Below are 20,190 nucleotides of genomic sequence, written 5' to 3'. Positions count from 1 at the left end.
AAGCTCCTATGGATAGATGCCCTGTAAGTTCAATAGGGATGATATGAAAATATTTATTAGATCCGTCTCTTTTAAAAACCGATTGAGAACATAAATCGATCTCACCCGGTTCAGGGTATCGAACAAGTCATGAGGAATACCATGAAAACTGCGATTATCGCAGCGATTGCTGCTGCCACCGTTTCTGTTCCTGCCTTTGCTCAGGATGCCGCGCCTTTTACTGGTCCGCGCGCCGGCATTACCATGGGCTATGACAAGGTTCAGGGCGACGACGGCTTCAGCTATGGCGTGTCGACCGGCTATGATCTGGCCGTCACCCCGCATGTGACCTTCGGTCCGGAAGTCTCGCTCAGCGAGTCCACGGCGAAGTTCAGTGGCGTGGATGCGAGCCGCGATTTCGCCGCATCGGTGCGCCTTGGCTATGTCGTGACGCCGCAGGTGCTGGCGTTCGGCAAGGTCGGATACGCCAACAGCCGCTTCGAAGTCCCTGGCGACCACCAGACGCTGGAAGGCGTGCGCTATGGCGGTGGCCTCGAATATTCGGTGACTCCGCGCACCTATATTTCGGCCGAGTATCAGCGGACCGAATATGAAGACAATTTCGGCGGCCGCGATGCGGGCGTGGTGGGGATCGGCTTCCGCTTCTGAGTTGGGTGCCGCTGGGTATGACAAGGGGCGGTCCCGCTGGGGCCGCCCCATTTTCATGCAAACTCATACTGTTGCGGAAAAGCATCATACATTTGTAAAGTTCATATCCATATTGCAACAATCACGATCGCGTTACATATGCGCGCCGTCAGCGATGCATGTCGCTGCGTGCAGGACGGGGGGATGAACCGAATTATCTCGGTATTCCAAATGACGATGAAATAACGACACGCAACGTCATCCCCGTAAAAAGAACAAGCGGCAGTCCACATCACCGGACTGTTCGTTTCTGATGACATGAGGATTTTATGAAGACTGTGATTTTCGCAGCCCTTGCTGCTGCCGCCGTTTCCGCTCCCGCTTTCGCTCAGGACGCCGCGCCCTTCACCGGCCCGCGCGCCGGCGTGACGCTGGGCTACGACAAAGTTGGCGGCGAAGAAGGCTTCAGCTATGGCGTCAGCACCGGTTACGATCTGGCTGTCGCACCGCGCATTACTTTCGGCCCTGAAGTGTCGTTCGGCGATTCCACTGCCGATGACAATTTCGGCACGGACGTGAGCCGCGATCTGGCTGCTTCGATTCGCCTCGGTTATGTCGTTACTCCGCGCGTTCTGGCCTTCGGCAAGGTCGGCTATGCCACCACCCGCTTCGAAGGCAAGGTTGAGGGCGACTTCGGCAACCTGGAAGGCGTTCGTTACGGAGGCGGCGTGGAATTCGCGGTGACCGGCAACACCTACATCTCTGCTGAATATCAGCGCACCGAATATGAAGCTGACTTTGGCGGCCGCGATGCCGGTGTCGTCGGCATCGGCTTCCGCTTCTAATTCCTCTCGGATAGAACAGGAAAGGGCGGTCCCGGCTGGGGCCGCCCTTTTCCTATGCTTGCTCACACCGTTCCAATGATACGCCCCATTTTTCCTGCCTTCACAGGAACACGGCCCAACAGAAACAGCACAAACCCTAAGCCCAGGGGAGAGGCGTCAGGTCCGGTTCCACCCAGCGCCGCCGCGCTTCCGTCGACATCAGCCGCTCGCGCGACCAATAGGCGAACAGCCAGTCCTTGTCGGCCATGGGCGAACGCATCAGCGCCGCAAAGGCCTCCGCCGGCGACGGTTCGCCCGGCAAGCCCGCCAGCACTGCCCGCGCCGCCTTCAGCGATGCCATGGTAATCGTCTCATGATAGCCGGCGCTGTCGCTGTTCACGCCGCCCATGCTCTCGTTATAGGCCGCGATCATCCCGGGCATGTCCCGCTCGGCCAGCATGTCCGTCCGCCGCAGCATGAGCCACAGGGCCGTCGCGAAATGCGCGCCATGCGTCCACTCCTCCTTGGGCAGCGTCCGCGCGCAAAAGCCGCTGGCGATCCGCTCGATCTCTTCGTCCGTCATTGTCATCCATCCTTTCATGCCGCCCGGACGAGGCCGACAAGAAAAACCCCGCCGTCCGGGCGGGGTTTGCATCTCGCGCCGCAAAGGCGCAGGTCATCGGCCCCGCTCTATCCGAGCGCCGCTTGCTTCTCCGCCTCCAGCCGGTCCAGCTCCGCCCGGCTTTTCTTCTCGGAAGCGGACTTGAGCTGGCCGCAGGCGGCCATGATGTCCCGCCCGCGCGGTGTGCGCACCGGCGCGGAAATCCCGCCTTCGAACACGATGTCGGAAAAGCGCCTGATCCGCTCGGGCGCCGAACATTCATAATCCGTGCCCGGCCAGGGGTTGAACGGGATCAGATTGACCTTCGCCGGCAGCTTGTACTGGCGAAGCAGCCGGACCAGCTCGCGCGCATCCTCGTCGCTGTCATTCTTGTCCTTGATCATGACATATTCGAAGGTGATGCGCCGCGCATTGTTCGCCCCCGGATAGTCGGCGCAGGCCTGCAAAAGCTGATCGATGCCGAACTTCCTGTTGAGCGGCACTAGCTCGTCGCGCACATCCTTCGTCACGGCGTGCAGCGACACGGCGAGGTTGACGCCGATCTCCTCGCCCGCCCGCGCCATCATCGGCACAACGCCGGAGGTGGAGAGGGTGATGCGCCGCTTCGACAGGGCAAGTCCATCGCCGTCCATCACGACCTTCAGCGCATCGCGCACATGGTCGAAATTATAGAGCGGCTCGCCCATGCCCATCATCACGATGTTGGTCAGCATGCGGCCATCGGTCGTATATTGCGGCGCATCGTCGGCTTCATCGTCATTGGCGGACGCCATGCTGCCCTTGGGCCACTCGCCCAATGCATCGCGCGCCAGCATCACCTGGCCCACAATCTCGCCCGGCGTCAGGTTGCGCACGAGCCGCATCGTGCCCGTATGGCAGAAACGGCAGTTGAGCGTGCAGCCCACCTGGCTCGACACGCACAGCGTCCCCCGGTCCGCGTCCGGGATGAACACCATCTCATAATCCTGCCCGTCGTCGGAGCGCAGCAGCCATTTGCGCGTGCCGTCGCTTGAGACCTGCGCCTCCACGACCTGCGGACGACCGATGACGAAGCGCTCCGCCATCCAGCCGCGCATCGGCTTGGCAAGGTCGGTCATGGCGTCGAAATCGGTCTCGCCGCGATGGTAGAGCCAGTGGAACAATTGCTTGGACCGCAGTTTCGCCTGCCTGGTATCGAGCCCCGATTCCTCCAGCACGCCCTTGATCTGCGGCCGCGACAGCCCCATCAGGTCGACGCGCCCATCCTCACGAGGCGTCACCGCGCGGGGCACGGGCACAGGGTCGATAGCGCCGGGAATCGGCATCAAGGGGTTGGCGGCTGTCTGCATGCCCGCGCCCATAGCGGATTTTGGAGGATTTTGGAAGGGCGGTGAATGGCGCACGCCCCTCACCGTAATCGCGCGCACCCCAGCGCCGCGGCATCGATCGCCGTGGCCGCCCCGCGCAACGCATAGGTGTCCGCGAAGCCCCGCCCACGCGCATCCCGCGTCTGCACACTCATGCTGGTGGCGGAGCGCATCGCCGCGATGATTGCCGCATCCGCCCGCGCATCGGGCGCCCAGGCATCCACCTGCCCCGCCACCAGCGTAAAGCGCCGATCCCCCACATTCAGAATCACCGCAGCGTCCCCCATTCGCATCCTGCTCAAGCGGAAATGCACCTGCCCCCGCACCGATTGGCGCGGCCAGCTCCCGACCGCCGCAAAGCCCTCCGATCCCGCTGCGACGGGCATGGCGATCGCATAGCAACGGGGGCCACCGGATTGGGATGGGGTCGGATCGCGAAACGCCCCCCACGCCTCGAACACGCCCAGAGAGTCCCGCGCCTGCGCGGCCGTGGCCATGATCATCAGGGGGAGGGCGAGGGGCCATGGAGCTTTCACATCCCCGGCAAAGCGCATGCTGTTCCCTTTTGCAACCCTTTGGCAAACGAAACGATCACCCAGCGCTTGCAGGGGCCGTCACAGCGGCTATGAAGGATCATCCATCATTGTCGCCCGGATTCGACCGAGTTCGGGCTTTGCGCAGAAAAGAAACGGACAGAACAGGGACATGAAGGCCACCATCGAACGCGCAACGCTGCTCAAGAGCCTCAGCCACGTCCAGTCGGTGGTCGAGCGGCGCAACACGATTCCGATCCTGTCCAACGTGCTGATCGAAGCATCGGCCGATGGCGCGATCAAGCTGATGGCGACCGACCTCGACCTCCAGATCGTCGAAAGCGTCGCCGCCCAGGTGGAACAGCCCGGCGCGACCACCATTTCGGCGCACACCCTGTTCGACATCGCGCGCAAGCTGCCCGAAGGCAGCCAGGTCTCGCTGCAGGCGGCCGAGGGCAAGATGCTGATCCAGGCAGGCCGCGCCCGCTTCAACCTGTCGACCCTGCCGCGCGACGACTTCCCGGTGATCGCGGAAGGCGACCTGCCGACCAGCTTCGAACTGCCCGCCGAAACGCTGAAGCAGATCATCGACAAGACGCGCTTCGCCATCTCGACCGAAGAGACGCGCTATTATCTGAACGGCATCTATTTCCACGTTTCGGACGAGGGACAGCCCGTGCTGAAGGCGGCGGCGACCGACGGCCATCGCCTGGCGCGCGTCACCGTGCCGCGACCCGACGGCGCGGACGGCATGCCGGGCATCATCGTGCCGAGGAAGTGCATCGGGGAACTGCGCAAGCTGCTCGACGAGGTGGAAGGCTCTGTGCAGATTTCGCTGTCGGCGAGCAAGATCCGCTTCGGCCTGGGCAGCGCCATCCTGACCAGCAAGCTGATCGATGGCACCTTCCCTGATTACAGCCGCGTCATCCCGACCGCCAACGACAAGCTGCTGAAGATCGATCCGCGCAGCTTCGAGGAAGGCGTGGACCGCGTGGCGACCATCGCCACCGAAAAGACCCGCGCCGTCAAGATGACGCTGGACCGCGACAAGATCACCCTTTCCGTCACCAGCCCGGAAAACGGCACGGCAGCCGAGGAAGTCCCCGGGGCCTTCCAGGGCGAGGGCTTCGACATCGGTTTCAACGCGCGTTATCTGCTCGACATCCTGGGCCAGATCGACAGTGATCTGGTCGAACTGCACCTGGCCGACGCCGCTGCGCCGACGCTGATCCGCGAAGATGATCGCAGCCCCGCGCTCTATGTGCTGATGCCCATGCGCGTTTGAGGGTTTTGCCCGGTTGCGGACATTGACGCTTCCCCTCCCCTTCAGGGGCGGGGATTAGTGGCGGGAAACCACCCGCCGCAGACCTTGCCTGTCGGGTAAGTTTCTTTCAATCTCTTGTCGTTACGCAGGGAATATGACTTCCTTGCGGGCGAACCTGGCAGAACTGCATACGCGGCGGACCGATCTGGTCGCGGCGCTTGGCCTTGCCGAAAGCGGGGCTGCCGTCGACGCTTCCTGGATTTCCGGCACCTTCGTCCATATTGCCCGGCTCTGGCCGCTTGTCCTGCTGGGGAAGCTCTGCATCACCGCTCTGCTGCATGTGCCTTTCTATGATGAGGGCAATGTCGGCCATGCCGTTGCCCTGGCGGCCATGCTGCTGGTCGACGGCGTTGCCATCGTCGTGCCGCGCGGAGCCCGGTTCCAGCTTTTGCGGCCACATCACCAGAAATGGCTGATGCTGCCGATGGTGCTGCTCTCGGGCCTCAGCTTCAGCCTGATGCTGGGGCCGTCGCTGATCGCCGGCGAGCCTTCGCGCAATCTGGCCGCGGAAATGGCGGTCGCGTTTATGGCCGTGTCGATCTTCGGCGACCGGCGCCTGTTGGGTGTCAGCTATTTCTGCGGCCTGCTGATCGCCTCCATCCTGCATCGGGGCGATTTCGCGCAGGTCGGCCTGTTGATCAGTTGCATAGCCGCGATGCTGGTCGCCGCGCTGCGCCAGGCGCATGCCGACATGAACCGCGCCATCGCCTTCCATCAGCGGGATCTGAGGGCCCAGCGCTCCGACCGGCTGCTCCATGACTATGAACAGTCAGGTCGCGGCTGGTTCTGGGAAACCGACCGCCACGGGTGCATCGTCTATATTTCCGACACATTGGCCCGCACCTTGGGGCTGGGCAACGATGCGCTGATCGGCCGCCCGATCACGGAAATCATCCGTCCCGGCGACCGGCAGGATGGCGATGGCGAGCGCACATTGGGGTTCCACCTGTCGGCGCGCACCGGCTTTGCCGAAATTCCCGTCCGCGCCGCTATGGCGAAGGACGAACGCTGGTGGTCGATCTCCGGCCAGCCGGTGTTCAACGAATTCGGCCAGTTCCACGGCTTCCGGGGCAGCGGCACGGACCTTACCGAAATGCGCCGCAGCCAGGCGGAGGTGACACGGCTCGCCCAATATGATTCGCTGACCGGCCTTGCCAACCGGGTGCAGATGATGCGCTCGCTGGAGCAGGCGGTCGCGGGCAAGAACGGGCAGCCGCGTGACTGCACGCTGATGATGCTGGACCTCGACCGGTTCAAGATCGTCAACGACACGCTGGGCCATCCGGCTGGCGATGCGCTGCTGCGCCAGGTCAGCGAGCGTATCCGGCGCGTGGTCGGCAACAAGGGGCTGGTCGGACGCCAGGGCGGCGATGAATTCAAGATCCTGCTGCCCGGCCGACCCGACAAGATCACCCTGGACCATCTGGCGCGGGCGATCATCACCGATGTGTCCCAGCCCTATACGGTGGAGGGAACGGCGGTCGTCATCGGGGTGTCGATCGGCATTTCCTTCTGCCCGCAGGATGGCGTGACGGCCGAGGAGCTTATCCGCAATGCCGATCTTGCGCTCTACGCCGCCAAGGGGGACGGGCGCGGCATCTATCGCTTCTATTCCCCGGAGATGCATGCCGATGCCGAGGATCGCCGCCAGTTGGAGGAGGATCTGCGCAAGGCGCTGGTCGAAAACGCCCTGCACCTCGTCTATCAGCCGGTGGTTTCCTCCCGGACCGAGCAGATTACCGGCTATGAAGCGCTGCTGCGCTGGCAGCATCCGGTGCGCGGCGCGATCTCTCCCACGCTGTTTATCCCCATTGCGGAGGAAAGCGGCCTGATCGGCCCGATCGGTGAATGGGTGCTCCGCACCGCCTGCCGCGATGCGGCGCAATGGGCCGACGGGGTTAGGGTGGCCGTCAACGTCTCCCCGATCCAGTTCGCCAATCACGGCCTGCCCTCGATCGTCATGAATGCGCTCGCCGCCTCCGGGCTGGCGGCCCAGCGACTGGAGCTGGAGATCACCGAAAGCGTGTTCCTGAACGACGATGATGGCACGGACTCGATGTTCTCCCGGCTGAAGGGCATCGGGGTGCGACTGGCGCTCGACGATTTCGGCACCGGCTATTCCTCGCTCGGCTATCTCAAGAAAGCGCCGTTCGACAAGATCAAGATCGACCAGAGCTTCGTGCGCGGCGCCGCGATCAAGGGCAGCCCCAACAGCGCGATCATCAAGGCGATCGTCAGCCTGGCCGAAGCGCTGGGCATGGACACCACGGCCGAAGGGGCGGAGACGCAGGATGAACTCGCGCTGATCCGCAACCTGGGGTGCAGCCATATCCAGGGCTATGTCTATGGCCGCCCGCTGCCGGCGGCGGACGTGCTGGTACAGCAACATCGCCATGGCGGCGTGGTCGCGCCGCAGGGCTTCCAGTCGAGCCGGACGGAACGCAAGACCATGTTGCGTACCGTGGCCGTGCACCATGACGGTCATGTCTATACCGGGCGCATCCGCAACATCTCCGCCACGGGTGCGCAGTTGGAGGGCCTGTGGAACGTGCCGGAGGGCACGCTGTTCGCCATCGAACTGGGCGACAACCAGACCGTCAACGCTATCGCGCGATGGTCCAAGGACGACCGGCTGGGGGTGGAATTCGTCCAGGCGATCAATCCGTCGACATTGCGCGCCGTGCCTCGTTCCATGGCATCCTGAGGGTGCGAGGCGGGTCAGGATGGCTGGGTGTGGGGCGACGGAGATAGTCGGGTTCCGCCATTAGGCGCGCGGTGCTCCTGCGCAGGAGCATGCTTTACCCAGACCAACATCAACGTCCGCTCTCCACTCTTGCCCCTTGCTCCATCTCCACGCTTGCCGATACCTTGAACCGCGCTATGTCCGTCCGGTCATCGGAGCGGGAGACGGCATGGGCCGCATCGTCGGGAAAATCGTCAAAGGCTTGGGCGTTGCGCTGCTGTTTCTGGTTGTGGCCCTGTGCCTGGCGGTGACCGTCGTTCCACCCTTTCTCGACCGCATCTATTATGAAGGGCCGGTCAGCCGCCATTATGACGGGGAACGCTTCTTCAATCCCGATGGGGAAATCCGCTCTCCCGCACCGGCGGGCGGCAACCCGCGCGGTTTCATCGCGCGGTGGCTGCTGGGTCAGGACGACCGGCCCTCATGGCCCGACATGGTGGCGGTCAAGCCTTCGCGCCCGCCTGCCTTCGCCGCGCCGCGTGGCATGATCGCCACCTGGGTGGGACATGCCACCGTACTCGTGCAGGCGGCGGGCCTCAATATCCTCACCGATCCGATCTGGTCCGACCATGCCAGCCCCTTTCCGCCCCTGGGGCCCCGGCGGGTGGCGCAGCCGGGCGTGCGCTTCGACGATCTGCCGAGGATCGACCTCATCCTCCTCAGCCACAATCATTACGACCATATGGACATCCCCACGCTGAAAAGGCTGTGGAAACGGGACAGGCCGAAGATCGTCACCAGCCTGGGCAATGACGCGATCCTGAAAGCCAACGGCATTCCGTCGACGGCGCTCGACTGGGGGCAATCGATAAGCGGCGCGGCGTTGAACGGCCTGGGCGACGGCACGGTGATCCAGTGCGAAAATTATGAGCATTGCCCGGATTATCGCGTTCATGTGCTGCGCAACCATCATTGGAGCAGCCGCTGGGGCACTGACCGCAGCCGGGCGCTCTGGTCGAGCTTCTTCGTCAGCACGCGGGCGGGCAATATCTTCTTCGCGGGCGACACGGGCGCTGGCGATATGGCCTGGCCCGCGGACGCGGCACGGCTGGGGCCGATCAGGCTGGCGATGATCCCGATCGGCGCCTTCCGCTTCCATCCCGGACAAATGCAGTCGGATTCCCATATCGGGCCGGAACAGGCCGTGCAGATTTTCGAAACGCTCAAGGCCTCGACCGCCATTCCCATCCATTGGGGGACGTTCCGCCTTTCCTACGAGAAATGGGATACCCCGCCCAAAATGCTGGAACTCCAACTGCGTTGCGCAGGCATTGAACGGCGGCGTTTTGCGCCCCTTCGGGTCGGGCAGTCGATCCTGGTGCCCGGCTGGTCGCCCGTGCCGCATGGGGAGAAGCGGTGCGATCCGGGCGCGATCGCGAGGTTGAAGTAGGCGGGGGCTGTTGGCAGGCGGTGACCCGCCAAATCCTGTCGCCGCCCTAATGTTTCTGGAGCTGCCGCTCGATCGTCGTCCAAAGTCCGGCAAAGGCCTGGGCGGATGGGGATGAGGCCGCGAAGGCGCCCAGCGGTTTGCGGCGGACAGCCATTTGTTCGACCGCGCTGGCCATGGGAATGGCCGGCCAGCCGGGCTGGGATTCCAGGGCCGCGCGATGCAGGCCACGGCGGCGGTCGACCATGGAATAGACCGGCATGATCGGCGGATGGCTGCCGCCGCGCTGCACCAGATAGCGGGCGACCTCCCCCATGGCGCGTTGGGCGAGGGGGGAGGGGATGACCGGAATGACGATCATGTCCGCCGCGCGCAGCACCTGCTCGCTGGTTTCGGTGAGGCCGGGCGGACAATCCAGGATGATCCGGTCATAATCCTTGCCCAGGCTCTCGATCAGCTTGGCGAGACGCTTCTTCTTGTCCATCTCCCGGAACAGATGGTCGAGGCTGCGCAGCGAGGTGTCGGCGGCGATCAGGTCGAGGCCCTGCACCGTCGAGGGCTGGATCAGCTTGCGGACCTCCACATCCTTGCTGAAGATCGCCTGCGCGGCGTCGCGGCTTTCGCTGTCCGTGGAGATCAGCCAGCTCGACGCGGCCTGTGGGTCGAGATCCCACAGCAATGTCCGCCGTTTCGAAATGCTTGCGGATGCCCAGGCGAGGTTGATCGCGAAGGTGGTTTTCCCGACCCCGCCCTTCAGGCTGTAGACGGCGATGGTCGCCACTTGCGGTTCCTTTGCCATATGCGGAGGCTATCTTGCTGCACCGCCAAAGCAAGGGCTGAATCATGGGATTGTTACGTGCATGTGACGGGCCCTGCCGGACCCTCGATTACCAGCCCGCCGTCGAAGAGGATGATGGATTGGTCCGCTGGCGCGTTTCGATGGCCAGTGCCGATCATTCCTCGTCCATGCCCATCCGTTCGGACTGAGCCTGTCGCCGTCCTGCGCTTTCCCAAGGAAGAGTGGCGCTTCGACAAGCTCAGCGCGAACGAGAAGGGATGCTAATCCGGCGCCCGCGACATAGGGCGCTCAAACGAGCACAGGGGATTGCGCCAAGAAAAATCCCGCCGCGAGACATGGTCGCGGCGGGATCATTTCCGTTTCGAAGGATCAGGCGGCTGCCCGGCGTTCCTTCAGTTCCTCGTTCAGCATTTCTGCGAGCAGGAACGCGAGTTCCAGGCTCTGCGCCGCGTTGAGGCGCGGGTCGCAATGGGTGTGGTAACGATCCGCAAGGCCTTCGTCCGTGATCGCCACGGCGCCGCCGGTGCACTCCGTCACATTCTGGCCGGTCATTTCGGCATGGATGCCGCCGCCGAAGCTGCCCTCCGCCCGGTGAACGGCGAAGAAACCGCGTACCTCCGCCAGGATGCGGTCGAACGGCCGCGTCTTGTAGCCATTGGCCGCCTTAATGACATTGCCGTGCATCGGGTCGCAGGACCAGACCACCGGATGGCCTTCCTTCAGCACCGCGCGGACCAGCCTGGGCAGGCCCGCTTCGATCTTGTCATGGCCGTAGCGGGTGATGAGCGTGATCCGGCCCGCTTCCCGGCTGGGGTTCAGCACGTCCAGCAGGCGGATCAGCGCATCCGGCTCCAGGCTGGGGCCGCATTTCATGCCGATCGGATTGCCGATGCCGCGCAGATATTCGACATGCGCCGACCCTTCGAACCGGGTGCGATCCCCGATCCACAGCATATGCGCGGAGGTGTCGTACCAGTCGCCGGTCAGCGAATCCTGCCGGGTCAGCGCCTGTTCATAGGGCAGCAGCAGCGCCTCATGGCTGGTGTAGAAGCTCGTTCCCCCCAATTGCGGCACGGTTTCGGGCGACAGGCCGCAGGCGCGCATGAAGTCGAGCGCCTGTCCGATCTGGTCGGCCATCGCCTCGAACTTCGCGGCCCAGGGGCTGCGGCCCATGAAATCCAGCATCCAGCCATGGACCCGGTCCAGGCTGGCATAGCCCCCGGTCGAAAAGGCCCGCAGCAGGTTGAGCGTCGCCGCCGACTGGTTATAGGCGCGGATCATCCGCCCCGCGTCGGGTTCGCGCGCCTCCGCCGTGAAGGCGATGTCGTTGACATTGTCGCCGCGATAGCTGGGCAGTTCGACGCCGCCGATCGTCTCCGTATCGGCGGAGCGCGGCTTGGCGAACTGGCCAGCCATGCGGCCGACTTTCACGATCGGCAGCTTGGACGCAAAGGTCAGCACTACCGCCATCTGCAGCAGCACGCGGAAGGTGTCGCGGATATTGTTCGGATGGAACTCCGCAAAGCTCTCCGCGCAATCGCCGCCTTGAAGCAGGAACGCCTCGCCATTCGTCACCCTGGCGAGTTCGGCCTTCAGGCTGCGCGCTTCGCCGGCAAAGACGAGCGGGGGAAACTGGCTGAGCTGAGCCTCCACGGCGGCAAGCGCCTGGGCGTCACGATAGACGGGCATCTGGATGCCCTTTTGGCTGCGCCAGCTTTCCGGCGTCCACTTCGCCGCCACGTCGAGTCTCCCAAAGATCGTAAAATAGGGGCCGCACCTACGCGCAACCAGTGGCTAACGCAAGTTTATAGCGGCTGCGTGCGGGGGCACGTTATTTCTGGCAAGGATAATGTTCGTTGAGCGCCACGCTGACCAGGACCGAGGCAGGCGCCTGCCGCTGGTCGGGATAGCGGGTCAGATAGGTGAGGACGATGCGCTTCACTTCCTCCGCATTCATCTGGGCGGGCCAGCAATTGGGCTTGGCCCGGCCGATGAACACATCCTTCTTGATGCCGTCCACCGCGCCGACGATATAGGCGGTGCAGGCCAGGGCATATTCCGGCGCCTTGTTGCGGCATTTGGCGAGCAGGGTCGTTCCCGTCTCGAACATATAACTTTGCGCAGGCGCAGCGACGGTCGGTATCGTCATGGCGCCAATTCCCATGAACGCTGCGGTTGCGGCTTTTAGCATGCGCGGAATATGCCCGCTTGCCTGACATATGTACAAACGGGCCGGCTGATCCGCCGCACGGTCCGGCTCAGCCGCCGGAACCTTATGTCGCGTTGAGGGTGAGGCGCCAGTCCCAGCGAAGCGGATCGCCGTCCATCACCTCGACCCCCCGGTCGATCAAGGCGTCGCGTATCTCGTCCGACAGGGCGAAGTCCTTTTCGGCGCGCGCCTGCTGGCGACGGTCCAGTTCGGCTTCGATCTCTTCGGGCGCGATCGCCGCGTCCCCGGGCCGGATGCGCAGGTCTGCGCGGCCGATGGTCAGCAGGTTGAGGCCCAGCGCCTGATCGAAGGCTGCGAGCAGGCAGAGCTTCTCGTCCACCGGCACCTTCTTGATGGCGATGGTCTCCTCCAGAAGCGGCAGCGCGCGGGGCGTCATCAGGTCGTCGCTGATCGCCGCGTCGAACTGTTCGAGCAAGGGCGCGAGCTTGGGGTGGAGATTGGCGCGCAGCCAGTCCAGCCGCAGCGACTGCCATGTCACGCCCTCGGCCCGCGCCTTCAGGTTTTCGACACCCATGACGAGGCGTTTCAGGCGGGTGAGCGCTGCGCCGACGCTGTCCGCGCTGAACTCCAACTCGCTGCGATAATGCGCGCCCAGGCACAGCAGGCGATAGGCGAGCGGATGCACGCCCGCGTCGATCAGCGAGAAGAGAGTGGTGAAGCCGCCTTTGGACTTGCTCATCTTTCCCTGCCGGTCGACGAGGAAATTATTGTGCATCCACCATTTCGCGCCGGTGAAGCCTGCGGTCGCCGCGTCCGCTTCGCCGCAGCAGCCATGGAATGCCTGATTCTGCGCGATCTCGTTGGGATGGTGGATTTCCCGATGGTCGATGCCGCCGGTGTGGATGTCGAACGGATGGCCAAGCCGCGCCTCGCTCATCACCGAACATTCGAGATGCCAGCCCGGCGCACCCTTGCCCCAGGGCGAGTCCCACTCCATCTGGCGCTGTTCGCCGGGCGGGGATTTGCGCCAGATCGCAAAGTCGCTGGGGTTGCGCTTGCCGGCGACGGGATCGATGCGGGCATGGGCGGCATCGTCGCGCCCCCCGGCCAGCGCGCCATAATCAGGCACGGTGCTGCTGTCGAAATAGAGACCCGTTTCCAGTTCGTAGCAATGGGCCGGCGCGATCTTCTCCGCAAAGGCGATCATCTGCGGGACATAGTCGGTGGCGACCGTCCATTCGCTGGGCGGGATGATGTTGAGGTCGGCGATGTTCTGCTTGAAGGCCTGGGTATAACGCGCCGCTATGTCCCAGATGCTCTTGGCTTGGGCGCGGGCGGCGGCTTCCATCTTGTCGTCGCCGGCATCCGCGTCCGACGTCAGATGGCCGACATCGGTGATGTTGATGATATGGGTGACGGTGAGCCCCTTCCACAGCAAGGTGCGGCGCAGCGTGTCGGTAAAGACATAGGCGCGCAGGTTGCCGAGATGGGCGTAATTATAGACCGTCGGGCCGCAGCTATAGACGCGGGCGTGGTGCGGCTCGATCGGGGCGAAGGCCTCCACCGTGCGCGTCAGGCTGTTGAACAGGCGCAGAGGCGCATCGGCATGCTGCTGGGCGGGTGTGAACTGGTCGCTCATGGGATGACGCCATGCGGCGGTTCGCTCGAAGCGTCAACAGCCCTCGCTATTTGGGAGAGTTCCGGTTTAATATCCTCCGGGGCATTCTTGCCATGCTTGGCGTCGAAAAAGGGAAGACTGTATATGAAAGCGGGTTTTGTCGGTCTTGGCTTGGCGTTGGGTGCAGGGATCGGCGCGGCGACCGGCAATGTCGCAGCGGGCGTTGCGCTGGGTCTGGTGTGCGGCGTCGTGATCGGCGCGGCGAAGATCCGGCGGAGCATGTCGCCGCAAAATCCGGACCCCGACGTCAGCGGACGATTGTAATAAATTGTTGCTGGCGGACCGACGCTCTGCGCCATCCCTTGCAATGGCGCGTTGGCCCACCGATATTGCTTGTGCGGGCCGGGCCCCTCTGGCGGTTGGATGTGACATCCAGCCGCGATGTCGGACCGCATCGAGTGTGCTCGGTGCAGGTTCGTGTGCGTTTGCCCCCCTCTGACGTAGCACGAAGACCGCGCCGGGCCACTCGATCCGTCAAGACTGTTTTTGGATGGAGTGATAACGCCGTGAACAATCCCGTTCGTATGCCGGGCTATGGTGCGAGCCAGACGGCGCAGACCGACGCCGGGCTGCGCGCGCACATGCTGGGCGTTTTCCGCAACATGGGCATCGGCCTGGTCATCACCGGGCTGGTCGCCGCTTTCATCGGCAATACGCCGGCGCTGGCCGCCGCGATCTTCGGCACGCCGCTCAAATGGGTGGCGATCTTCGCGCCGCTAGCCTTTGTGTTCTTCTTCAGCTTCCGCATCGAAAAGATGACGACGGCGGGCGCGCGCATGGCCTTCTACGCCTTTTCGGCGGTGATGGGCGTGTCGCTGGCCAGCATCTTCCTGGTCTTCACCGGCGGGTCGATCGCGCAGGCCTTCTTCTCCGCCGCCGTGATGTTCCTGGCGATGGCGCTGTGGGGCTATACCACCGGGCGCGACCTGTCGAAATTCGGGTCGTTCCTGATCATGGGCCTGATCGGCATATTGGTCGCGAGCCTCATCAATATCTTCATCGGCTCGTCGGCTATGGCGATGGTCATCTCGATCATCGGCGTGGTGGTCTTCACTGGCCTGACCGCCTGGGACGTGCAGCGCATCAAGTCGGAATATTTCGCCTATGCCGGCCATGAAGTCGCGCAGAAGATGCAGGTGATGGGCGCGCTGTCGCTCTACCTGAACTTCGTCAACCTGTTCCAGATGCTGCTCAGCCTGACCGGCGAGCGGGAGTAACCCGGATGCGGGATCAGGCCGCGGTGTCGGCCATGCTCTGCCCGGTCTGTCATGTGGGGCTCTCCATGACGGACCGGCAAGGCGTGGAGATCGACTATTGCCCGCAATGTCGGGGCGTCTGGCTCGACCGGGGTGAACTGGACAAGATCATCGAACGGTCGGCGGGCGGGGTTCCGGCTCCACAGCCGAGCTATCGGCCGGACCGCGACCATCGTGACGACGGGCGATATTATCAGAAGAAGCGGAAGAAGAGCTTTCTCGAAGAGCTGTTCGACTGACGATAAGCGGCCCCGGTGCGGGCCGCTTTTTTTCGGCTTCTTCATAGGTGCTTTCACGGAATGGCGATAAGAGGGGCGGATATGGTCCCATCGGGAGGGATCGCCTTGTTCGAGTGAGTTGCATGCCGGGTATCGAAGGAAAAGAATTTCAGCAGGTTACGCCAGTCATATTGGCCGGTGGATCGGGGACGCGGTTGTGGCCCCTGTCGCGCAAATCCTATCCCAAGCAGTTCGTGCCGTTGCTGGGCGAGGAGACGCTGTTCCGCTCCGTGGTGCGGCGGCTGTCGGGTGCGGGCGAGGGTTTCGCCTTTGGCCGTCCTGTCGTCCTGACCAACGCGGCGTTCCGTTTCATCGTAGCCGAACAACTGGCGCAGGAAGGCGCCGATCCGCGGGCCATCATGATCGAGCCTTCGGTGCGCAACACGGCGCCCGCCATATTGGCGGCGGCCCTGCATTTGATGGCGGACGATCCAGGGGCGGTGATGCTGGTCGCGCCATCGGACCATGTGGTGCCCGATGCAGAGGCCTTCCGTGCGGCGGTGAGCCAAGGCTTGGCGGCGGCGCATGCCGGCGATCTGGTGACCTTCGGCATTCAGCCGACACGGCCGGAAACCGGCTATGGCTATTTGCAGGTCGTCGCCCGGCCGGATGGATCGGGCGAACCGATCAAGCTGGCGCGCTTTGTCGAAAAGCCCGATGCGGTTCGTGCGGCAGAGATGCTGGCGAGCGGCGATCATCTCTGGAATGCGGGGATTTTCCTGTTTGCGGCGAAGGATCTGGTCGCCGCCTTCGAGGCCCATGCGCCCGACGTGCTGGCGGCGGTGCGGCCGGCGGTCGAGGCGGCGGAAGGCGATCTGGGCTTTTTGCGGCTGGCGGCGGAAGCATGGGACAGCGCGCCGGACATTTCCATCGATTATGCCGTCATGGAGCGGGCCGACAATCTGTCGGTCGTGCCCTATGGCTCTGGCTGGTCCGACCTGGGCGGCTGGGATGCGGTGTGGAGCCATGCCGGTCCGGATACGGCCGGAGTGACGGTGAGCGGCGGGGCGACGGCGATCGATTGCAGCGATACGCTGCTGCGGTCCGACAGTGAAGGCATGGAACTGGTCGGCATCGGGCTCAGCAACATCATTGCGGTGGCGATGAACGACGCGGTGCTGATCGCGGACAAGGCGCGCTCGCAGGATGTGAAGCTGGCCGTCGAGGCGCTCAAGAAGAAGGGCGCCGCGCAGGCGGAAAGTTTCCCCAAGGATCACCGGCCATGGGGTTGGGTGGAGGGCCTGCTGGCGGGCGAGCGCTTCCAGGTGAAGCGGATCGTCGTGCAGCCGGGGCAGTCATTGAGCCTGCAGAGCCATTTCCATCGGTCGGAACATTGGATCGTCGTCGAAGGGACGGCCAAGGTCACGGTGAATGAAGAGGTGACGCTGCTGACGGAAAACCAGTCGCTTTATGTCCCGGCGGGGGCGAAGCATCGGGTCGAGAATCCGGGGAAGATTCCCGTCGTGTTCATCGAGGTGCAGACGGGAACCTATCTGGGGGAAGACGACATCGTTCGGTATGAGGACCGGTACGCGCGGGGGTGAATTCCTGGCGCGCCGCGCTTTCAAGGATTAGAGCCAATCGACATTCAGAAGATGACGAGCCGAAAATGGTGTTTTCCGTGACCCGGAGCGCAGCCTACTCAAGGTAGGTGAGCACCGGAAGCACGGAAAAGCGTCATTTGCAGACCGTCAGGGCTGAATGTCGATTGGCTCTAGTGCGCCGCGCCCCAGCTTGGGCCGTGGCCGATTTCGACGCCCAGCGGCACGCTCAGCTTCACGATCGGTTCGGCGGCGCCTTCCATGACGCGGCGGATGACGGCGCTGGCCTGTTCCACATCGCCTTCCGGCAGTTCGAAGACAAGTTCGTCGTGCACTTGCAGCAGCATCTTGACCTGATGCAGCCCTTCCGCCGCGAGCGCCGGGCCCATGCGGGCCATGGCGCGCTTGATGATGTCGGCGCTGGTGCCCTGTATAGGTGCGTTGATCGCGGCCCGTTCGGCGCCTTGTCGTTCATGCTGGATCGACGCCTTGATGCGGGGGAACCATGTCTTCCGGCCGAACAGCGTTTCCGTATAGCCCCTTGAGCGCGCCTTTTCGATCGTGTCGGTGATGTAGAGGCTGATGCCGGGGAAGCGTTCATAATAGCGGCTGATCATGTCCTGCGCTTCGTCGGCGCTGATCTCCAGCCGTCCGGCGAGGCCCCAGCGGCTGATGCCGTAGAGGATGGCGAAATTGATCGTCTTGGCCCGGCCGCGCGTGTCGCGGTTGACCTCCCCGAAGAGTTGCTGGGCAGTGGCGGCGTGGATGTCCTCGCCGTTCGCGAACGCCTCCTTCAGCGCGGGCACGTCGGCCATATGGGCGGCGAGGCGCAGTTCGATCTGGCTGTAGTCCGCCGCCAGGATGACATTGCCCGGTTCCGCGACGAAGGCGTGGCGGATTTGCCGGCCGACTTCGGTGCGGATCGGGATGTTCTGGAGATTGGGGTCGGTCGAGGACAGGCGGCCGGTCTGCGCGCCGGACAGGCTGTAGCTGGTATGGACGCGGCTGGTGTCCCTGTTGATCTGGGCCTGAAGTGCGTCGGTATAGGTCGACTTGAGCTTCGAAAGCTGCCGCCAGTCGAGCACCTTGCCCGCGATTTCCGCACCCTGGGCCTTGAGCTGCTCCAGGATGGTGACGTCGGTCGAATAGGCGCCGGACTTGCCCTTCTTTCCGCCCTTGTAACCCATTTTGTCGAACAGGATCGCGCCAAGCTGTTGCGTGGAGCCGATGGCGAAGGGTTGGCCGGCGAGGCCGTGGATTTCGCCTTCCAGCTTGGCGATCTCGGCGGTGAACTCGGCGGAGAGGCGGGAGAGCGCCTCGCGGTCGACCTTGATGCCTTCATGCTCCATCTTCGCGATCACCGCGACGAGCGGGCGGTCGACCAGTTCATAAACGCGGGTCGCGCCTTCATTCGCGACGCGGCTCTTGAACAGCTTCCACAGGCGCAGCGTGACGTCGGCATCCTCGGCGGCATATTCGGTCGCCTTGTCGAGGGGGACTTCCGCGAAGCTGATCTGGCTCTTGCCGGTGCCGCAGACATCCTTGAAGCTGATGCATATATGATTGAGGTGCACCTTCGCCGCCTCATCCATGCCGTGGCCTGCGAGGCTCTGGCCCGCGTCGAGGTCGAAGCTCATGACGATGGTGTCGTCATAGGGGAAGATCTCTATGCCATGGCGGCGCAGGACCGTGATGTCATATTTGAGGTTCTGGCCGATCTTGAGGACGCTGTCATCCTCCAGCAGCGGCTTGAGTTTCGCGAGGACGAGGGCGAGGGGAAGCTGGTCGGGTTTCTCCGCGAACATGTCCTTGCCGCCATGACCGACCGGGATATAGCAGGCGGCGTTGGGGCCGACGGCGAGGCTGACGCCGACCAGCGCGCAGGACACGCAGTCGAGCATGTCGGTTTCGGTATCGACGGCGACCAGCCCCTCGGCATGGGCGGCGGCGATCCAGCGGTCGAGCGCTTCTTCCGTCACCACCGTTTCGTAGAGGCTGCGGTCGATCGGCGGTTCCTCCTCCAGCACGGGGGCGGCGGGAGCGGCGAGTTCGGTGACGGCGGCGGCGGCGGTCGCGACCGCCACAGCCGCGGCGGGCGCGCCGGCGCGGGCGAGCAGCGACTTGAAGCCGTGATGTTCGAGGAAGGCCTGCAGCGGCTCCAGCGGAATGCCCTTCAGCGTCAGGTCGTCGAGCGGCTCGGGCAGGTCCATGGCGTCATGCAGCGCGACGAGCCGGCGCGACAGGCGGGCCATGTCGGCATGTTCGATGAGATTTTCCTGCATCTTCGATTTCTTCATCGAAGGGGCGGCTTCAAGCGCGGCTTCCAGGCTGCCATATTCGGTGATCAGCTTGGCGGCGGTCTTGGGGCCGATGCCGGGGATGCCGGGGACATTGTCGACGCTGTCGCCCATCAGGGCGAGCACGTCGCCAAGCTGTTCCGGCTGGACGCCGAATTTCGCCATGACATAGTCGGCGCCGCGCCGCTCATTCTTCATCGTGTCGTACATGTCGACGCCGGGCTGGATCAGCTGCATCAGGTCCTTGTCGGAGCTGACGATGGTGACGTGCCAGCCCGCCGCGACGGCGGCCCTGGTGTAGCTGGCGATGATGTCGTCCGCCTCGAACCCCGCTTCCTCGATGCAGGGGAGGGAGAAAGCGCGGGTGGCGTCGCGGATCATCGGGAATTGCGGGACCAGATCCTCCGGCGGCGGCGGTCGGTTCGCCTTATAGGCGTCGTACATGTCGTTGCGGAAGGTGTGGCTGCCCTTGTCCAGCACCACGGCGAGGTGGGTGGGGCCCTCCGCCTTGCCCAGTTCGTCGGCCAGCTTCCAGAGCATGGTGGTATAGCCATAGACTGCGCCGACGGGCTGGCCATGCCTGTTGGTGAGCGGCGGAAGCTGGTGATAGGCGCGGAAGATATAGCCGCTGCCGTCGACGAGATAGAGATGATTCTGGGCCATGGGGGGAGGGGATAGCGGGTTAGGGCGCGCGCCTCCAGTGGGGTTGTCGGTGTAGGAGGCGGGTTCCCGGTTCGGGGCGGGGGTGATGTGTTGGAAAGGGCG

The 20,190-nt window shown here is 63.9% G+C and carries 17 protein-coding genes; 9 read left to right on the top strand and 8 right to left on the bottom strand.

From position 1 onward, the window contains the following. The first annotated feature begins 141 nt into the window (after positions 1–141). Both EWH10_RS04010 and EWH10_RS04005 read left to right on the top strand, forming a co-directional pair. The gene (locus EWH10_RS04010; protein WP_065846152.1) at positions 142–648 is read left to right on the top strand and encodes a porin family protein; all 507 of its coding nucleotides are present in this window, start codon (positions 142–144) and stop codon (positions 646–648) included. A 308-nt stretch (positions 649–956) separates the two neighbouring features. Then, positions 957–1,472: an outer membrane protein gene (locus EWH10_RS04005; protein WP_044660343.1), complete on the top strand. Its 516-nt coding sequence runs from the start codon at positions 957–959 to the stop codon at positions 1,470–1,472. Positions 1,473–1,608: 136 nt separating this feature from the next. Here the strand turns inward: EWH10_RS04005 and EWH10_RS04000 are convergent, their stop codons facing one another. From EWH10_RS04000 to EWH10_RS03990, 3 genes are all read right to left on the bottom strand, one after another. Beyond that, complete coding sequence (locus EWH10_RS04000; protein ID WP_025549671.1) at positions 1,609–2,034, bottom strand: hypothetical protein; 426 nt, start codon at positions 2,032–2,034, stop codon at positions 1,609–1,611. Between the two features lie 107 nt (positions 2,035–2,141). Beyond that, complete coding sequence (gene rlmN, locus EWH10_RS03995; RefSeq protein ID WP_044662811.1) at positions 2,142–3,401, bottom strand: dual-specificity RNA methyltransferase RlmN; 1,260 nt, start codon at positions 3,399–3,401, stop codon at positions 2,142–2,144. A 59-nt stretch (positions 3,402–3,460) separates the two neighbouring features. Further along, positions 3,461–3,973 carry a hypothetical protein gene (locus EWH10_RS03990; protein ID WP_044660342.1) on the bottom strand — a complete coding sequence of 171 codons (513 nt, stop codon included), beginning with the start codon at positions 3,971–3,973 and terminating at the stop codon, positions 3,461–3,463. 151 nt (positions 3,974–4,124) lie between these two features. Here EWH10_RS03990 and dnaN point away from each other — a divergent pair, with 151 nt between their 5' ends. The 3 genes from dnaN to EWH10_RS03975 all read left to right on the top strand — a co-directional run bounded on the left by dnaN (position 4,125) and on the right by EWH10_RS03975 (position 9,409). After that, positions 4,125–5,237 (top strand): DNA polymerase III subunit beta, encoded by a 1,113-nt coding sequence (gene dnaN / locus EWH10_RS03985; protein WP_044660341.1) that lies wholly within the window; start codon positions 4,125–4,127, stop codon positions 5,235–5,237. 133 nt (positions 5,238–5,370) lie between these two features. After that, positions 5,371–7,980: an EAL domain-containing protein gene (locus tag EWH10_RS03980; RefSeq protein ID WP_044660340.1), complete on the top strand. Its 2,610-nt coding sequence runs from the start codon at positions 5,371–5,373 to the stop codon at positions 7,978–7,980. 208 nt (positions 7,981–8,188) lie between these two features. Continuing rightward, positions 8,189–9,409 carry an MBL fold metallo-hydrolase gene (locus EWH10_RS03975; RefSeq protein WP_065846151.1) on the top strand — a complete coding sequence of 407 codons (1,221 nt, stop codon included), beginning with the start codon at positions 8,189–8,191 and terminating at the stop codon, positions 9,407–9,409. Between the two features lie 46 nt (positions 9,410–9,455). On the opposite strand, the gene EWH10_RS03970 is transcribed toward EWH10_RS03975, so the two are convergent. From EWH10_RS03970 to cysS, 4 genes are all read right to left on the bottom strand, one after another. Next, the gene (locus EWH10_RS03970; protein WP_044660338.1) at positions 9,456–10,205 is read right to left on the bottom strand and encodes a ParA family protein; all 750 of its coding nucleotides are present in this window, start codon (positions 10,203–10,205) and stop codon (positions 9,456–9,458) included. A 369-nt stretch (positions 10,206–10,574) separates the two neighbouring features. After that, positions 10,575–11,945, bottom strand: a complete 1,371-nt coding sequence (locus EWH10_RS03965; RefSeq protein ID WP_044660337.1) for a class II 3-deoxy-7-phosphoheptulonate synthase — start codon at positions 11,943–11,945, stop codon at positions 10,575–10,577. A 91-nt stretch (positions 11,946–12,036) separates the two neighbouring features. Then, positions 12,037–12,354 (bottom strand): Rap1a/Tai family immunity protein, encoded by a 318-nt coding sequence (locus EWH10_RS03960; RefSeq protein WP_044662810.1) that lies wholly within the window; start codon positions 12,352–12,354, stop codon positions 12,037–12,039. A 124-nt stretch (positions 12,355–12,478) separates the two neighbouring features. Next, positions 12,479–14,014 carry a cysteine--tRNA ligase gene (gene cysS, locus EWH10_RS03955; protein ID WP_044660336.1) on the bottom strand — a complete coding sequence of 512 codons (1,536 nt, stop codon included), beginning with the start codon at positions 14,012–14,014 and terminating at the stop codon, positions 12,479–12,481. A 123-nt stretch (positions 14,015–14,137) separates the two neighbouring features. Between cysS and EWH10_RS03950 the strand changes: the two genes are divergently transcribed. The 4 genes from EWH10_RS03950 to EWH10_RS03935 all read left to right on the top strand — a co-directional run bounded on the left by EWH10_RS03950 (position 14,138) and on the right by EWH10_RS03935 (position 17,131). Continuing rightward, positions 14,138–14,317, top strand: a complete 180-nt coding sequence (locus EWH10_RS03950) for a hypothetical protein (RefSeq protein WP_044660335.1) — start codon at positions 14,138–14,140, stop codon at positions 14,315–14,317. Positions 14,318–14,577: 260 nt separating this feature from the next. After that, positions 14,578–15,270 carry a Bax inhibitor-1/YccA family protein gene (locus EWH10_RS03945; protein WP_044660334.1) on the top strand — a complete coding sequence of 231 codons (693 nt, stop codon included), beginning with the start codon at positions 14,578–14,580 and terminating at the stop codon, positions 15,268–15,270. Between the two features lie 5 nt (positions 15,271–15,275). Continuing rightward, positions 15,276–15,548 (top strand): TFIIB-type zinc ribbon-containing protein, encoded by a 273-nt coding sequence (locus EWH10_RS03940; RefSeq protein WP_025552169.1) that lies wholly within the window; start codon positions 15,276–15,278, stop codon positions 15,546–15,548. Between the two features lie 122 nt (positions 15,549–15,670). Next, positions 15,671–17,131: a mannose-1-phosphate guanylyltransferase/mannose-6-phosphate isomerase gene (locus EWH10_RS03935; RefSeq protein ID WP_044660333.1), complete on the top strand. Its 1,461-nt coding sequence runs from the start codon at positions 15,671–15,673 to the stop codon at positions 17,129–17,131. 170 nt (positions 17,132–17,301) lie between these two features. On the opposite strand, the gene polA is transcribed toward EWH10_RS03935, so the two are convergent. Further along, complete coding sequence (polA, locus tag EWH10_RS03930) at positions 17,302–20,088, bottom strand: DNA polymerase I (protein ID WP_044660332.1); 2,787 nt, start codon at positions 20,086–20,088, stop codon at positions 17,302–17,304. Positions 20,089–20,190: the final 102 nt, after the last annotated feature.

The sequence above is a fragment of the Sphingobium fuliginis genome (assembly GCF_004152845.1).
GTDB classification, from domain to species: domain Bacteria; phylum Pseudomonadota; class Alphaproteobacteria; order Sphingomonadales; family Sphingomonadaceae; genus Sphingobium; species Sphingobium fuliginis.
The sequence above is the reverse complement of the archived record's forward strand: the minus strand, read 5'-3'. Positions and strand labels throughout refer to the sequence as shown.

Bases quoted from the DNA above. Each gene is read 5' to 3' on its own strand.
- EWH10_RS03935 (WP_044660333.1), top strand. From the start codon at position 15,671: ATGCCGGGTATCGAAGGAAAAGAATTTCAGCAGGTTACGCCAGTCATA.
- EWH10_RS03980 (WP_044660340.1), top strand. From the start codon at position 5,371: ATGACTTCCTTGCGGGCGAACCTGGCAGAACTGCATACGCGGCGGACC.
- rlmN (WP_044662811.1), bottom strand. From the start codon at position 3,401: ATGCAGACAGCCGCCAACCCCTTGATGCCGATTCCCGGCGCTATCGAC.
- cysS (WP_044660336.1), bottom strand. From the start codon at position 14,014: ATGAGCGACCAGTTCACACCCGCCCAGCAGCATGCCGATGCGCCTCTG.
- polA (WP_044660332.1), bottom strand. From the start codon at position 20,088: ATGGCCCAGAATCATCTCTATCTCGTCGACGGCAGCGGCTATATCTTC.
- EWH10_RS03940 (WP_025552169.1), top strand. From the start codon at position 15,276: ATGCGGGATCAGGCCGCGGTGTCGGCCATGCTCTGCCCGGTCTGTCAT.
- EWH10_RS03970 (WP_044660338.1), bottom strand. From the start codon at position 10,205: ATGGCAAAGGAACCGCAAGTGGCGACCATCGCCGTCTACAGCCTGAAG.
- EWH10_RS03960 (WP_044662810.1), bottom strand. From the start codon at position 12,354: ATGACGATACCGACCGTCGCTGCGCCTGCGCAAAGTTATATGTTCGAG.
- EWH10_RS03950 (WP_044660335.1), top strand. From the start codon at position 14,138: ATGAAAGCGGGTTTTGTCGGTCTTGGCTTGGCGTTGGGTGCAGGGATC.
- dnaN (WP_044660341.1), top strand. From the start codon at position 4,125: ATGAAGGCCACCATCGAACGCGCAACGCTGCTCAAGAGCCTCAGCCAC.
- EWH10_RS04010 (WP_065846152.1), top strand. From the start codon at position 142: ATGAAAACTGCGATTATCGCAGCGATTGCTGCTGCCACCGTTTCTGTT.
- EWH10_RS04000 (WP_025549671.1), bottom strand. From the start codon at position 2,034: ATGACGGACGAAGAGATCGAGCGGATCGCCAGCGGCTTTTGCGCGCGG.
- EWH10_RS03945 (WP_044660334.1), top strand. From the start codon at position 14,578: ATGCCGGGCTATGGTGCGAGCCAGACGGCGCAGACCGACGCCGGGCTG.
- EWH10_RS03990 (WP_044660342.1), bottom strand. From the start codon at position 3,973: ATGCGCTTTGCCGGGGATGTGAAAGCTCCATGGCCCCTCGCCCTCCCC.
- EWH10_RS04005 (WP_044660343.1), top strand. From the start codon at position 957: ATGAAGACTGTGATTTTCGCAGCCCTTGCTGCTGCCGCCGTTTCCGCT.
- EWH10_RS03975 (WP_065846151.1), top strand. From the start codon at position 8,189: ATGGGCCGCATCGTCGGGAAAATCGTCAAAGGCTTGGGCGTTGCGCTG.